The sequence below is a fragment of the Ahrensia marina genome (assembly GCF_042140245.1).
GTDB lineage: Bacteria > Pseudomonadota > Alphaproteobacteria > Rhizobiales > MH13 > MH13.
The window spans coordinates 1,591,058-1,605,290 of sequence record NZ_CP159483.1; the positions used below are offsets into that span (position 1 = coordinate 1,591,058).

Consider the following 14,233-nt stretch of genomic DNA (forward strand, 5'->3'; position numbering starts at 1 on the left):
GGCCTGTCGCTACTGGAGAGAGTCTTCGGTGAGCTGCACGGTCCAACTGGCCTGTCCGGAGGTATCAACTTCAAAGAAGCCGGTGGTCTCCAGTCCACGTTGTGCGCAGTCTTCGAATCCCCTGATGGTGAAGATACGTGCGTGTGTACACATATAGTGGCGGCCTTTCCACTCCCCGCCGCGATCATAGTCGATCGCGTAGACATAGTAGTAGCGCGAAGCCAACGACCCTGAGCGCAGGGTCTCGCATGTGTCGGAGGGCAAGTTCCACCAGCCTTCAGATATCCAACCTTGGCGTGAGTCGTAGCCCAGTGCGACGCCGATGGTACTGGAGGTTTCGTTGCACACACGAAAGCCGGTTGGCCCAACACCCAATGTGTTGGGCGCCGTGCTGGCCTCTTCCATGGCATCTGTGCCTTCCACCACGCGGCCTTCGATCGCGTCCTCAACGATCGGCTCAACCGCTTGCGTGCGATTGAATGCGACGTAGCCGCCGACCACCAAAGCCGCGACAGCAAAGGCGGTGACGATGAACGCGAAGGTCAGACCCGGTTTGCGGGCGCGTCCGGCTGTGGGGTTAAGGAGCCTCATGGGGGTCTTATTATCGTTCTCTCATCCAGGTGCAAGCGGCGGTTTGCGACCCACGGTGTTGGTCGGGCCAAGACAGCGGGCGTGAGATTGCCATGACGGGGCCACACGACAAAATTGCGGCGGCCTGTCGTGCTGCGCACTGTTGGGTGTGCGGCAAATCGTTCCTTGGCCATCGGCGGAGAGCTAAGAACAACGGGCATGGTCTTGCAAGCATCCCATGATCAGCGCTACCTGATGGAAGCAGGCACCTTGTGGTCTGGCCCATCGCCCCATTTGCTATCGGAAAGCATAACCCATGGATCAGCCCGTCAATCGACAGGCACATCAAACGCGTGACTCAGCTCCCTACGAGCTGCGTTTGCGTGATAGCGATCATGGGTTGATCATTCTTTGCGATCATGCCGAGAACACTTTGCCCCAAGCCTACGGCACGCTTGGTTTGAAACCCGATCAGCTTGAGCGTCATATCGGCTACGATATTGGTGCCAAGGCGCTGTGTGAGCAGCTGGCTGACGCGTTGGATGCCACGCTGGTGATGTCACGCTTTTCCCGACTTCTGATCGACCCCAACCGCGGTATCGATGACCCAACCCTCATCATGCGGTTGTCCGATGGTGCGGTTGTACCAGGCAATGCGCGCCATGACGCAGCTGAGCGCGCGCGGCGCATCACCGATTATTATGAGCCCTACAATGATGCCATCGCCGAAGCGATCGGGCATGTGCACCGCGTTACCAACCGGGCTCCTGTGCTGTTCTCGGTGCATTCATTCACGCCGATCTGGCGGGGGCATCCCCGCCCGTGGCACGCTGGGGTGTTATGGGACAAGGATCCACGTCTCGCCGTGCCATTGATTGAAGCCTTGCAAGCTGAAGGCGATTTGATCGTCGGCGACAATGAGCCTTATCGCGGTGAGTTGCCAGGTGACACCATGCATCGCCATGGCACGTGTAAGGGCTTACCCCATGCACTGCTGGAAGTGCGGCAGGACTTGATCCACAGCGCGTCGGGTGTCGATGCCTGGGCGTCTCGGCTGATACCGATGCTAACGACCCTTGTGAAACAGCCGAGCCTTCGCCACATACTGCCTGTTGATCAACGCTAGAACGAGGCTTTTTCATGGATGAATCCACCCAGCGCGATCTGGAAGCAGCGGCGTTTCGCCGGTTGGTCTCCCATCTGCAAACGCGCACGGATGCGCAGAACATCGATATGATGAATCTGGCTGGCTTTTGCCGGAACTGCCTGTCCAATTGGCTTGTCGATGCAGCTGACGATGCTGGTGTTGACCTCGACAAAGCCAGGGCCCGGCAGATGGTCTACGGCATGCCGTACGATGAATGGAAAGCCAAGTATCAAACAGCGGCGACGCCTGGACAGAAGGCTGCCTTTGAGAAATCACACGCTGCGCATTCTGATTGAGCGAAGCGAAGCTTGTCCCCAGCCTTGTTGACGCCATCCACGGGTAAGGGCGAGCCTGCGGTTGACCCGGCTTTGGTCGTTTGGTTGTTGATCAAATCCACACGGGGCGCATGCCCTGCACAAGCGGAGTGTAGACATGGCAGATAGCAGCGTCGCAGCAGGCCAGTTGCGCAGTATCATCGAGCGTATTGAGCGGCTTGAGCAAGAAAAAAAGGCCATCGCTGACGATATCAAAGATGTCTATGGCGAGGCCAAATCCAATGGCTTTGACACCAAAGTGCTGCGCCAAGTGGTGCGTATCCGCAAGCAGGATCAGGCCGAACGGCAAGAGCAGGAAGCGTTGCTTGACCTCTATCTTGGCGCGCTTGGCGGACCAGCTGCGCCTTCACCAACCGACGTCGACAGCTAAAGACTTCGATCTTCCAACATCAGTTAGCTGCCAGACCGCCCAAACCCGTCTGTGCGCAGTTGGAACGTGCCCGACGGCACGAAGCCGCTGGACTGGACGACGGTCGGCGATAGCGTCACCGACGCTGAGGGGGCGACAAGCGTCGCATGCCGCGCGCCACGGATCGATTGTTTGGCGAGCCCTGGCGTCAAATCATCAGCAATTGGATAAAGCCGTCCTGTAATACCAGGCTGCGCCGGGCTATCCGTTGATCCTGTCAAAACATCAATGGCTGACTGTGCTGGGGTGCGTGTGTCCTGCTGAGCAGCGAACGCAGCTGCAATCAAGCTGTTGCCATCTGCTGCAGGGGCGGTTGTTGCTGGTGTCGCTTGCGTTGGCGCGGCAGCAACCAGTGTCGGTGAGGGCGCTGGAACTGGCGGAACAAAGCGCGGTGCGCTTGCTACCTCAGCAGCACTTGGTGCGGCCAAAGCGCCTGTTTCTGAAAGCACATTGCCTGGTGCGAGCGCTGACTCTGTGGGTTGCGCGAAGGCAAGCAGAGATGAGTTCGGGTCGTTTGGTGCTGCCGCTGGGGCGGGGGTCGGTGATGAAGCTGCGGTTTGCAACGCTTCGCTCACTTGGCCTGCGAGGCTCGCCTGGGCGGCGCGCCGCTCGGCAAATCGAGCCTCGATGATCGCCGCGATCTGACCTGGTGCCGGGACGTTCTGCGCGATCTGTTGCTCGCGGCTGATGGGCGGCAGTTGTGTTTGCGCCAACGATGGGGATGCGGACGCCAGCACGACCGGTTGTGGTTGTTGCGCGGTGGTCGGCTCGCTCAGCGCTGGTGGGCTGAGTGGCGGCGGTGTCGGCGCTGACTGTGCCGTCGCAAAGGCATTGTCCAGAGCAATGGCACCTGGCGAAGCTGGTGCTGGGCTGGTGCCCAGAGCCGCCATTTGAATGTCGTCAATGGTCGGTGCTGGTGTTGGTGCTGGGACTGTTAGACCCGCCACGGTCGAGGGTGCGCTCCACGTGCCATCGACGCTGGCGTAGGGCGGAAGAATAGGGGAGGGCGCCGCGTAGCGATCACGCGGTGCGCTGGCAATCTCTGTTTCGGCTGGAGCCGTCTGCGCGGGCAGGCTCGCGACAACTGTGCGGCTTGGCGCTGAAGGTACTTCTGCGGCTGGCTCTGGGGTGTTGCCACCAAATAAGGCTTGCAGGAAACCACCGCCGCTTTCACCTGGTAGCACGATGTCGCCGTCACCATCATTTTGTGCAGTTGAGGCACTGGAGCCTGACGATGCAAACACTGTGCGACCGCCGCCGCGCTGAAGCTCGCGCTGGGCCTGTTCGAAGCCTGGCATGGGCTGCCCGTCGGCCGGAATATGGATGGTGCGACCATTGGGGAACACGCGCGAGAGCTGTGATCGTGTCATCCGTGGCCACATGCGCACCGAACCGGTGTCGAGGTGAACAAAAGGGGTGGCAGAGCGTGGATAAAAGCCGACGCCGCCTTGCTGCAAACGCAGACCCGCTGCGCGAATTTCAGCGGCGGACACACCGGGAATGAAGAAGTCCATCGCCCGGCCCTGAGTGTGTTGAGAATTGCGCGCCACGCCAGAGGACCGGCGGCGCAACATGTTGTTGGTTGCTGGCGACCTGTAGGCGGAAACAACGTGGATGGGTTCGCTGGCACCCACTTCGCGGTAAACGGTCCAGACGATGTCAAAGAGGTCCGGATCAATCCGTGTCACCTCGTCACGCCGCCAGTCACGCAAAAACCGATTGAGCTGATTAAGGCCGGCTTGAACGAAACGTCCATTGCGCTTGTAGGTGACAGTCAGCCGTTCATGGGTGTGGGTGTTGTAAAGCGAAAGCGTTCGATCTTGCGCCAAGCTTAGCGATGCGCCGAACGCAAAAAACGAAAGAGCGGTGATGAGCAGGAGAAGCGAAACACGCTTGGCAAAAACAGTTTTGGCTGTGGCTTGCGTGATCATGCCCGTTAGCAATGCACGCGTTCTGGCCTGATGCGCCATGTCCATTCGTGCTGTCCCGTGTCCCAAACTGCCCTCGCTTGCGTTGCAAGTTGCGCAAGCTGCGTTGCGATGTCCCCAATGACGTTCGCGCGTTGCTTGCCCGCCGTCCACAGACGACGCTTGCATGGTCCCAACCGACTGTACCCAACACCGGTAAAACTTGGTCAAATCATGGCGCAGCGCCTTGAGCAAGCGCAAGTGGCTTACGCTTCCATGATTAGGGTTAAGCCCCGGTTACCAAAGCGAAACCGCTTTCTGCCAACGATCCGATTTCGACAGGTGACCATTCCTTGATGTGAGGCGTCGATTGCTGATGCATTCTGCATTTGAGTTGGGGAGCAATTCGCTGCCTCTCGCTCCAATAAAACGCGACTTGCGATAAGGCTGTCGTGGAGAAAAAGCAGGATGCTTTAGCTGCTGGCGAAACCCAATGCGTCCAGCACGCGGCCATGATGACCATAGATGTCACGCGCCATGATCAGGCGACCCTCATCATTCACGCGAGCGGTGAAGTAGGTGAGATGGACCTGAATATGATTGTCGAGAATCAGGTTGCGCTCGCTTGGACCCTGCAGGGAACGGGCACGCGCCAAATCCCAGTCTGGCTCGTTGGTAAGCAGCGCTTCAGCGAATGCCCATGGGTCGAGCACGCGCACGCAGCCATGGCTGAAGGCTCGTTGGTCGCGTCCGAAGAGGCCTCGTGATGGTGTGTCGTGGAAGTAGATCGCGTGCTGGTTGGGAAACATGAACTTGATTTCGCCGAGCGCGTTGCGAGCGCCAGGGCGCTGGCGGATTCGCGGCATGCCAAGCTCGGCAGCTGCATGCCAGTTGATGGCGAAGGGGTCGACCGTTTGGCCGTTGTAGATGACCTCGTAATTGCCGCGATGAGCATAGCCAGGGTCCTGTAGAAGACGCGGGAGGATCTCATTGCGGGCGATCGAGGATGGCACATTCCAATAGGGGTTCACCGCCATGTATTCCATTTCATCGGAAAAGATGGCTGTGCGGTGGCGTCGTTGACCAACCACTGTGCGGGTGGTGAAAATGCTTTCACCATCGCGCATCACCCAAAGCCGGTACTCGGGCACATTGGCAATGACGTGGAAATCACCAAGCTCGCGCGGCATCCAGCGCCATCGTTCCATGTTGGCGATGATGTGTGGTACCAAATCGCCTGCTTGCTCGTTAAGCGCAGCGAATGTTGCCGGACCGACAATGCCATCGGCCGTCAGATTGTGTTCGGCCTGAAACACTTTGATCGCGGCATCGAGCGTCTCATCAAACAGGTTGGGGTTGGGCGGCGTCGGCACAGGATCTTCGTCCGAGCGCGTGCTGACCAGCCGTACATCGGCGTCATCAACACTTGCCGTCATCATCATATCGGGCAGGCCAAGGCGCTCGCGTAGCTGTGGGACGCGCGGATCGATGTCACCAAGACGGATCGTCCCGCCTTCGGCGATGGGCTGCAAGATTTCCGTTTCAGAGCGCTGACGCAGTTTGGCCAGTTCCTCGCGCAAGGCATGGAACTGTTCATGCGGTGGGTGGTAGCTCAGCAATGCCTGTCGCGGATCGCTGGCCGCTAGCAAGGACGGCATCACCGTTGAAGGGTCAACGAAATTGCGCTCCAGCGTGATGTCGGAAGCAATGCTGGACGGGTTCACGCGCCCGGTTGTTGCATGGCGAGCGTAGCGTATCGCCCACAGCGTCATACCAACATCGGCGCGGGCGGCAGCCATGGCGTCGCCAGCTTGACCATCCTTGGCAATGAACGCGATGTTTTCAAAGTCGACGGGGTTGAGGCCGTAGCTGTCAGCGGTCTCAAAAACATCGAGCAGTGTTGCGCCCAGTTCATTCAGCTTGCCGGCCGTCAGAAAAAGCGGTGCATGGCCACGGCTTGCGTAAAACGCTTCGGCTGCTTGGCGCTCCTGGCTTGTGGTCTCGCCATCATTTTCCAGGCCTTGACCGACGATGGCAGCGATGGACTGCCTGGTGAGCGTGTCGAGCATCCGGGCATCACGCGCAGCGATCGCTGTTTCGTCGATCTCATATTGATCGACGCTTTGTACCGGTGCCACGGTCGTCGTTGCCGGGGTGAGGTTGCGTGCAACGACTGTGTTTGGACGCTCAGGCGTTAGCGTGGGCAGGGCCAGTTCAAGCCGAGGGTCGATAGGAACAAGGCTCGTCGCGGCCGTGTCTGTTTCCGGTGCGATCTCTAGAATGGCTTGGGCGATAGCGTCTTCAACGCATACCGGATTGATTTCACATTCGAGGTCTAGCGGAGCTCGATCTGCGGCGTGGCTGAGGCCTACAAGAGCGGTGGAAAAAGCAGTCGCCAAAAGAAAAGTGCACGTTCTCAAAGCTATTGTCTCCTCATCGCTGCGCGAGTCTCTGCCCGTCGCCAGCCGAATGCCAGAATGTGTGCGCCCCTGTCTGTGACGCGAATCACCTCACTCAGAGGCACTCTGTCACCGCTCAAGGGGTGACAGAGTGCCTGCAACCCTGCAAGCGCACGGAGGCCACGGCCGTGCTCAAATCCGCGTGAAGCTAAGCCGACAACCTTGAAGGTTGCTCTTGTGCAACAGCGTCAGCGCCCTCTGCGGTTCCATCTGGGTTGGATGCATCGATTTGGTACTCGCTGAGTTTGCGGTAGAGCGTTGATCGTCCAATGCCCAGCGAGCGAGCGACCTCGCTCATGTGCCCACCAAGATGGCCAATGGCAAAGCGGATCGCTTGTTCTTCCAAGGCGGCCAGCGTTCGTGGTGCTCCAGCGCCATCGGTCAAGTCAGCCATGCCATAGCGCGATGCGGCGTCGATCATGCCTGATTGTGGGGCGCTCTGCCCCAACATGGCTTGGCTTGGAGCTTTGGCTGGCGGTGGCGCAAGTGGGGCTGATTTGGCTGTTTCAAGCGGCAGCACCATGCCTTCATGCGCGGCGATTTGTGGGAATTCAGCTGGTGTCAGCTGGTCGCCATCGCAGAGCACAACAGCACGGAAAACGGCGTTTTCAAGCTGACGAATATTACCTGGCCACGAATAGCTGCTGACAAGTTCAAGCGCTGGGGCGGAGATGCCGCGGATGTGGCGTTTGCCCTCTTCAGCGGCAAAGCGCACCAAGAAATGCTGAATCAGGTGGCTAATATCGTCCATGCGCTCGCGCAACGGTGGCACCCAGATGGGGAAAACGTTGAGGCGGTAATAAAGGTCTTCGCGGAACAAGCCATCACGGGTCAGATCAATAAGCGGTCGGTTGGTTGCCGAGATCAGCCGAAAATCGGCCCGTGCCGGGGCTTTGGCGCCGATGGGATCGATCTCGCCATTTTGTAGGGCGCGGAGAAGCTTGACCTGAATATCAAGCGGCAATTCGCCGATCTCATCGAGAAAAAGCGTCCCGCCATGGGCTTCGGCGAACTTGCCAATATGTTTTTCATTGGCGCCGGTGAAGGCACCTTTCTCGTGGCCAAAAAGCACCGACTCGACGAGTTTTTCTGGGATCGCACCGCAATTGACGGTCACCAGAGCTTTGTTGCGGCGAGGGCTTGAACCTTTGATCGCTCGAGCGATCATCTCTTTGCCGACACCGGACTCGCCTTCAATCAAGATCGGTATTTGCGATTTGGCAGCCCGTTCGGCGAGTTGCACCACGCGGGCCATCGCTGGTGAGCGGGTGATGATATCGGTGACGGTAAGACGTCCCTCAGCGGAGCGCTTGATCTGGCTGACTGTGTCTTCCAACGCGCTCATCTTCAGCGCATTGGCAAGGCAAACGCGAAGCCGTTCCGGTGAGACCGGCTTCACAATGAAATCGCTGGCGCCAAGCTTCATGGCGGAGACAACGGTATCGATAGAGCCTTGTGATGTTTGAACGATGACAGGGATCGCATTGCCATCAGCTTTCAACGCCGACAGCACGCCCATCCCATCCAGGTCTGGCATAATAAGATCAAGCAGGATGGCTTTGATGGTTTTGCCATCGGGAGAACGCAGAAAGTTCAGCGCTTCTTGGCCGCTCTCCAAACAGATGGGTGTATGGCCCAGGCGGGTTAGCGATGCTTCGAGCAGCCGCCTTTGTACAGGATCGTCATCAACAATGAGAACTGAGGAACGCAAGGACACGCACTTCTCCACGCAATACTGCCGTTGGTCGGGGTAATCGACCTGTTTCGATAGGGGACAGCATGCCGTGATAGGGTAAACGGGCGATTAAGCATAAAAACCGTTTGCGGGCTTTCTTCGTAACAACAGATTACCGCCGTCACACAAACGGGCCTTGCGCGGGCTCCAGGTGGCGCGTACCGCTACGCGCCAAAATCAACAAAAAGGATAAGCCTTAGTATGACCGCGCGCGATGCAGCCCTGAACAATCTGCCTGAATGGGACCTTTCAGCTCTCTATGACGGAATCACAAGCGACCAGGTGAGCGCAGACCTCGAGAAGGTGCTGGCGGACTCCCAGGCATTTGAGGCGACCTACAAAGGCGAGCTTGCCAATCGTTTGGCTGAGGGCGGGGCAAAGCTGGCTGAGGCCATCACTTCCTATGAAGCGATCGAAGAGCTTATGGGGCGGCTCTATTCGTTTGCCGGCCTGGTCTACTCAGAAAACACCACCGACCCTGAACGCGCGAAGTTTTTTGGTGATTGCCAGGAAAAACTGACAACAGCCTCATCGCACCTCATCTTTTTCACCTTGGAACTCACCAAGCTGGATGATGACGAGCTTGCTGCCGGATACGCCGACGAGGCGCTTGCCCGCTACAAGCCCTGGATTGACGACACGCTGCGCGAAAAGCCCTACCAGTTGGAAGATCGCCTGGAGCAGTTGCTGCATGAAAAATCGGTCACCGGGCGTGCAGCTTGGAACCGGCTGTTTGATGAAACGATTGCCAGCTTGCGCTTCGACGTTGATGGCCAGTCGCTATCGCTGGAACCAACGCTCTCGCTGCTCCAGGACAATGATGGGGCCAAGCGGAAGGCGGCTGCGGAAGCCGTTAGCCAGACCCTTGGTGGCGAGCTGCGAACGTTCACATTGATCACCAATGTTTTGGCCAAAGACAAGGAAATCTCTGACCGGTGGCGCGGCTTTGAGGATGTTGCCGACAGCCGCCACTTGGCCAACCGGGTTGAGGGTGAGGTGGTCGACGCACTGGTATCGTCGGTTCGAGCCAGCTTTCCCAAGCTTTCCCATCGCTACTATGCGCTCAAAGCGAAATGGATGGGTCAGGATGCGCTCGACTATTGGGACCGCAACGCGCCTCTGCCCAATGCTGATAAAAAGCTGATCGGTTGGGATGAGGCTAAGGGCATTGTGCTTGATGCCTATCAGCGGTTTTCGCCGGAAATGGCGACCATCGGTAAGCGGTTCTTTGATGAGAACTGGATTGATGCGCCGTCACGAGAGGGCAAATCGCCGGGCGCCTTTTCTCATCCGACTGTGCCAAGTGCGCATCCTTACATTCTGCTCAACTATCAAGGTCGCACACGTGATGTGATGACGCTTGCCCATGAGCTTGGCCATGGTGTGCACCAGGTGCTTGCTGGCAGACAGGGTGCGCTGATGGCGCAGACGCCGCTGACGCTTGCAGAAACGGCCAGTGTGTTTGGCGAGATGCTGACCTTCCGCTCGGTGCTGTCGCAAACCGATGATGTCGCTCAGCGCAAGAGCCTGTTGGCGGGCAAGGTTGAGGACATGATCAACACGGTTGTGCGCCAGATCGCGTTCTACACGTTTGAACGCAAAGTGCATGAAGCGCGCAAGCAAGGCGAACTGACCTCTGAGCAGCTCTGTGATCTTTGGATTTCGGTTCAACATGAGAGCCTGGGCGATGCGGTGCGATTTGATGATGGCTACCGTCCGTTCTGGACCTATATTGGCCACTTCATCCACTCGCCCTTCTATGTCTATGCCTATGCGTTCGGGGACTGTCTGGTGAATGCACTCTATGCCCGTTACGAGAACGCGCATGCGGGCTTTACTGAGCATTATCTGGACCTGCTGCGCGCGGGTGGCTCCAAGCCCTATAGCGAACTGTTGGTGCCGTTTGGCCTTGATGCGCGTGATCCCAACTTCTGGCAGGCCGGGCTGAATGTGATTTCAGGCTTCATTGATGAGCTTGAGGCCTTAGACGCGTAAGCTGCCCCGCCACACCATTGTTATTGCCGGGCGTGACCCGGCATCCACTTCGCTGGTAGGCCTTTGCCTGGTTCCTCGGATCAAGTCCGAGGATACCACAGTGGAATGCTGAATTTATTGGCCTATCTATGCGTAGCAGAGCATCCCCCCTCGCATGTGAAAGACAGCAATGGCCAATGAGCGCAACGACAATGAACGCAACCGCCTGACAGGACGGCTAGGGCGCTACGCTCGCGTTGGTACATCGGTCGGTGGTGTTGCGGCGACCATGGCGCGGCGTCGGCTATTCGGTGGGGCGAAGGTCAATCCTGCTGATGCTGAGGCGTTGGCCGAAGCGCTGGGTGGGCTGAAAGGCCCATTGATGAAAGTTGCGCAGCTTATCTCCACGATTCCAGATGCAGTTCCAGCAGAATATGCCGCTGAGTTGCAGAAGCTGCAAAGCGAGGCGCCGCCGATGGGCTGGGCGTTCGTGAAGCGGCGCATGCGCGCGGAACTGGGTGCTGGTTGGCAGCAAAGATTTGAAAGCTTTGAGCACGCACCGACGGCGGCGGCATCGCTGGGGCAAGTGCACAAGGCCCGCTCGCTGGATGGCCACGATCTGGCGGTGAAGCTGCAATATCCAGATATGGCCTCGGCGGTGGCGGCTGACCTTCAGCAGCTTGATTTCATCTTTTCGCTGTTCCGCCGCATGGATGCGGCCATCGATCCATCGGAGATGAAGCAGGAGACCGCCGAACGTCTGCGCGAGGAACTCGACTACGTGCTCGAGGCGGCCCATGCTCGCCTTTATCGTAACTTTTTTGGAACAGATGATGCACTGGTGCGTGTGCCGGATGTGGTGGATGAGCTTTCAACCGGGCGTTTGCTGACACTTGGATGGCTGGACGGCGAGAAAATCCTTGATTTCAAGGACGAGAGCCAGGAGGTGCGCAACCGGCTTTCAACCGCCATCTTCCACGCCTGGTGGCGGCCCTTTGCCCATATCGGTGTCATCCATGGCGACCCGCATCTTGGCAACTATCAGGTGTTTAAGCGAGATGGCGCGCCGGAAGGCATCAACCTTCTGGACTATGGTTGCATCCGCAAGTTCCCTGCCCGGTTCGTTGAAGGGGTTCTCCAGCTCAACGAAGGGCTGATGAAGGATGACGAAGATCAAATCGTCCATGCTTATGAGCTTTGGGGTTTTGAGAACCTGACCAAAGAGCTGCGCGATGTGCTCAACATCTGGGCGCGTTTCATCAATGGGCCTCTTCTAGAAGACAAGGTGCGCGCTGTGGCTGCAGGTGTGAATGCCACCGAGTATGGCCGCGAGCAGGCGATCATGGTGCGCAAGGAGCTTCAGCGTCTTGGCCCGGTGAAAATTCCGCGCGAGTTTGTCTTTATGGACCGGGCGGCCATTGGTCTGGGTGGGGTTTTCTTGCACCTCAAAGCAGAGCTCAATTTCTATCAGCTGTTCCAGAAAGAGATTGAAGACTTCAACGCCGCACAGCTGGTCGAGAAGCAAACCGAGGCGATGATCGAAGCTGGGCTGGAGCCTATTTCAGTGCAAGAGCATGGCCTAGATGCCCTCGAACCAGCGATCGCAGCGCAATAAGAGACGCTTTGGCGGTCAGAGTGCATTGTCAGCCGCCGCCAAGCTGGTGTAAGCGCTTTGACCAATCCCAGTCATGCCGATTTTAGGAGAGCGCCCGTGTCTGACGCTGCCGAGAAGACCACGCCCGTTGCCAACGATTACAACGAGCACAACCGCACATTTGAAATCTTTATCCAGCTGCTGAAATGGGGCACCGTACTTGTTGTCCTGGTGCTGATCCTGATGGCGATTTTCTTGCTCTAAACAGGCATTGCCCTATCTGGCGGGATAGTCTGCCAGCCAAGGCTGGTTGCGCTGACGCAGCCACAATGCTTGGTTGTTCTCTCATTTGTTTCCAAGGTCCAGGTTCTCTGGGTCCGCGTATCAAGGACGCATTTCCATGGTCAAAATTGCGGTTCCGGCAGAGACCGACCCCAATGAGGGTCGGGTTGCCATCACGCCCGACACGGTCAAACGCTTCAAAGCGTTAGGTGCTGATGTCACGGTTCAGGCAGGTGCGGGCACAACCTCGCGCCTCCCAGACGAAGCCTACACCGAAGAAGGTGCAACCATCGCTAAGGATGCCAAGGCGACGGTCGCCGAGGCTGACATTATCTTGCGCGTGCGCCGCCCATCCGATGCTGACATGAAGAGCTATCCCAAAGGTGCTCTCCTGGTGGCGTCCATGGACCCATATGGCAATGAAAAATCTGTCGAGGCGATGGCCAAAGCCGGGCTGACCGGTGTTGCGATGGAGTTCATGCCGCGGATTACCCGCGCTCAGGTGATGGACATTCTTTCCAGTCAGGCCAACCTTGCGGGCTACCAAGCGGTGATTGATGCTGCCGAAGTTTATGACCGCGCGATGCCGATGATGATGACGGCGGCTGGCACGGTGCCGGCAGCCAAAGTGTTCGTCATGGGTGCTGGTGTTGCTGGTCTCCAGGCGATTGCAACGGCCCGTCGGTTGGGTGCCGTTGTTTCTGCCACCGATGTGCGGCCTGCTTCTAAAGAGCAGGTGGAATCGCTTGGTGCCAAGTTCATTGCTGTTGAGAACGAAGAGTTCAAACAGGCTGAGACATCTGGCGGTTACGCCAAAGAGATGTCCGACGATTACAAGAAGCAGCAAGCTGAGCTGGTTGCCTCGCACATTGCCAAGCAAGATATCGTGATCACAACGGCGTTGATACCAGGTCGTCCGGCGCCGCGCCTTGTAACCAAAGACATGATCAACGCGATGAAACCTGGCTCGGTGCTGGTCGACTTGGCGGTTGAGCGCGGTGGTAACGTGGAAGGTGCAAAAGCGGGTGACGTGGTCGAGGCTGGCCCTGCCAAAGTTGTTGGCTATCTCAACGTACCCGGGCGGATCGCGGCCACAGCTTCGTTGTTGTTTGCCAAGAACCTCTACTCTTTTGTCGAGACGTTGATCGACAAAGAAAACAAGGCGCTTGCCATCAACTGGGATGATGAGTTGGTGCAGGCCACTGTGCTGACCCGCGATGGTGCCGTGGTGCACCCAAACTTCGCACCTAAGAGCGATACCCCCAAAACGGATGCGCCCAAACAGGACGCTGATACATCTGATGCTCCTGAAGAGGAGGCTAAATCATGAGCGATGCAACCAACGAAGCGCTGTTAGAGGCGCGCGAGGCCGCAGAAGCAGCGCAAGACGCGGCGGCACAGGCGGCGGACGCTGCCGCACACGCTACAAGCATTGCCGAACGGCTGGCATCCGGCGGGCTGGAAGGCAGTGCTGATGCTATGGCCGCAGTGGCCCATGGAGCAAGCGGCGGGGCAATTGATCCGTTTGTCTTCCGCCTGTCGATCTTCGTGCTGGCGATCTTTGTTGGCTACTATGTGGTTTGGTCGGTGACACCGGCTTTGCACACCCCGCTTATGTCAGTGACCAACGCCATCTCTTCGGTGATCGTGGTGGGTGCACTGCTTGCTGTTGGTGTGGATGTGGCAAGCGCCGAAGGCACCGGTTTGGCGCGTGCCTTTGGGTTCGTGGCGCTGATCCTCGCCTCGGTGAACATCTTTGGTGGCTTTCTCGTCACCCAGAGAATGCTCGCCATGTACAAGAAAAAAGAACGATAGGGCGGG

12 protein-coding genes are annotated in these 14,233 nt (G+C 58.0%); 8 read left to right on the plus strand and 4 right to left on the minus strand.

The window, feature by feature from the left end; genetic code table 11:
* Nucleotides 1–9 precede the first annotated feature (9 nt).
* Nucleotides 10–591, minus strand: a complete 582-nt coding sequence (locus tag ABWH92_RS07825; RefSeq protein ID WP_375573662.1) for a DUF1036 domain-containing protein — start codon at nucleotides 589–591, stop codon at nucleotides 10–12.
* A 295-nt stretch (nucleotides 592–886) separates the two neighbouring features.
* On the opposite strand from ABWH92_RS07825, the gene ABWH92_RS07830 reads away from it, so the two are divergent.
* The 3 genes from ABWH92_RS07830 (at nucleotide 887) to ABWH92_RS07840 (ending at nucleotide 2,422) form a co-directional block, all read left to right on the plus strand.
* Nucleotides 887–1,696, plus strand: coding sequence for an N-formylglutamate amidohydrolase (locus tag ABWH92_RS07830; protein ID WP_375573664.1), 810 nt, complete (start codon nucleotides 887–889; stop codon nucleotides 1,694–1,696).
* 14 nt (nucleotides 1,697–1,710) lie between these two features.
* Nucleotides 1,711–2,013: a DUF1244 domain-containing protein gene (locus tag ABWH92_RS07835; protein ID WP_375573666.1), complete on the plus strand. Its 303-nt coding sequence runs from the start codon at nucleotides 1,711–1,713 to the stop codon at nucleotides 2,011–2,013.
* A gap of 136 nt (nucleotides 2,014–2,149) precedes the next feature.
* Entirely contained in the window at nucleotides 2,150–2,422 is a 273-nt protein-coding gene (locus tag ABWH92_RS07840; RefSeq protein ID WP_375573668.1) for a DUF2312 domain-containing protein, read from the plus strand.
* A 23-nt stretch (nucleotides 2,423–2,445) separates the two neighbouring features.
* Here the strand turns inward: ABWH92_RS07840 and ABWH92_RS07845 are convergent, their stop codons facing one another.
* The 3 genes from ABWH92_RS07845 to ABWH92_RS07855 all read right to left on the minus strand — a co-directional run bounded on the left by ABWH92_RS07845 (nucleotide 2,446) and on the right by ABWH92_RS07855 (nucleotide 8,538).
* Nucleotides 2,446–4,437, minus strand: a complete 1,992-nt coding sequence (locus ABWH92_RS07845; protein WP_375573670.1) for a DUF882 domain-containing protein — start codon at nucleotides 4,435–4,437, stop codon at nucleotides 2,446–2,448.
* Between the two features lie 404 nt (nucleotides 4,438–4,841).
* On the minus strand, nucleotides 4,842–6,767 hold the full coding sequence (locus tag ABWH92_RS07850; RefSeq protein ID WP_375573672.1) for a murein L,D-transpeptidase: 1,926 nt from the start codon (nucleotides 6,765–6,767) through the stop codon (nucleotides 4,842–4,844).
* 208 nt (nucleotides 6,768–6,975) lie between these two features.
* The gene (locus ABWH92_RS07855) at nucleotides 6,976–8,538 is read right to left on the minus strand and encodes a sigma-54-dependent transcriptional regulator (RefSeq protein WP_375574213.1); all 1,563 of its coding nucleotides are present in this window, start codon (nucleotides 8,536–8,538) and stop codon (nucleotides 6,976–6,978) included.
* A 225-nt stretch (nucleotides 8,539–8,763) separates the two neighbouring features.
* Between ABWH92_RS07855 and ABWH92_RS07860 the strand changes: the two genes are divergently transcribed.
* The 5 genes from ABWH92_RS07860 (at nucleotide 8,764) to ABWH92_RS07880 (ending at nucleotide 14,227) form a co-directional block, all read left to right on the plus strand.
* Nucleotides 8,764–10,557, plus strand: coding sequence for a M3 family oligoendopeptidase (locus ABWH92_RS07860; protein WP_375573673.1), 1,794 nt, complete (start codon nucleotides 8,764–8,766; stop codon nucleotides 10,555–10,557).
* 169 nt (nucleotides 10,558–10,726) lie between these two features.
* Nucleotides 10,727–12,151, plus strand: a complete 1,425-nt coding sequence (locus tag ABWH92_RS07865; protein WP_375573674.1) for an ABC1 kinase family protein — start codon at nucleotides 10,727–10,729, stop codon at nucleotides 12,149–12,151.
* Between the two features lie 96 nt (nucleotides 12,152–12,247).
* Nucleotides 12,248–12,394, plus strand: coding sequence for an aa3-type cytochrome c oxidase subunit IV (locus ABWH92_RS07870; RefSeq protein WP_375573676.1), 147 nt, complete (start codon nucleotides 12,248–12,250; stop codon nucleotides 12,392–12,394).
* A 136-nt stretch (nucleotides 12,395–12,530) separates the two neighbouring features.
* Nucleotides 12,531–13,742, plus strand: coding sequence for a Re/Si-specific NAD(P)(+) transhydrogenase subunit alpha (locus ABWH92_RS07875; protein WP_375573678.1), 1,212 nt, complete (start codon nucleotides 12,531–12,533; stop codon nucleotides 13,740–13,742).
* The gene (locus ABWH92_RS07880; protein WP_375573680.1) at nucleotides 13,739–14,227 is read left to right on the plus strand and encodes a proton-translocating transhydrogenase family protein; all 489 of its coding nucleotides are present in this window, start codon (nucleotides 13,739–13,741) and stop codon (nucleotides 14,225–14,227) included. Before ABWH92_RS07875 ends, ABWH92_RS07880 begins: the two co-directional genes overlap by 4 nt.
* Nucleotides 14,228–14,233 lie beyond the last annotated feature (6 nt).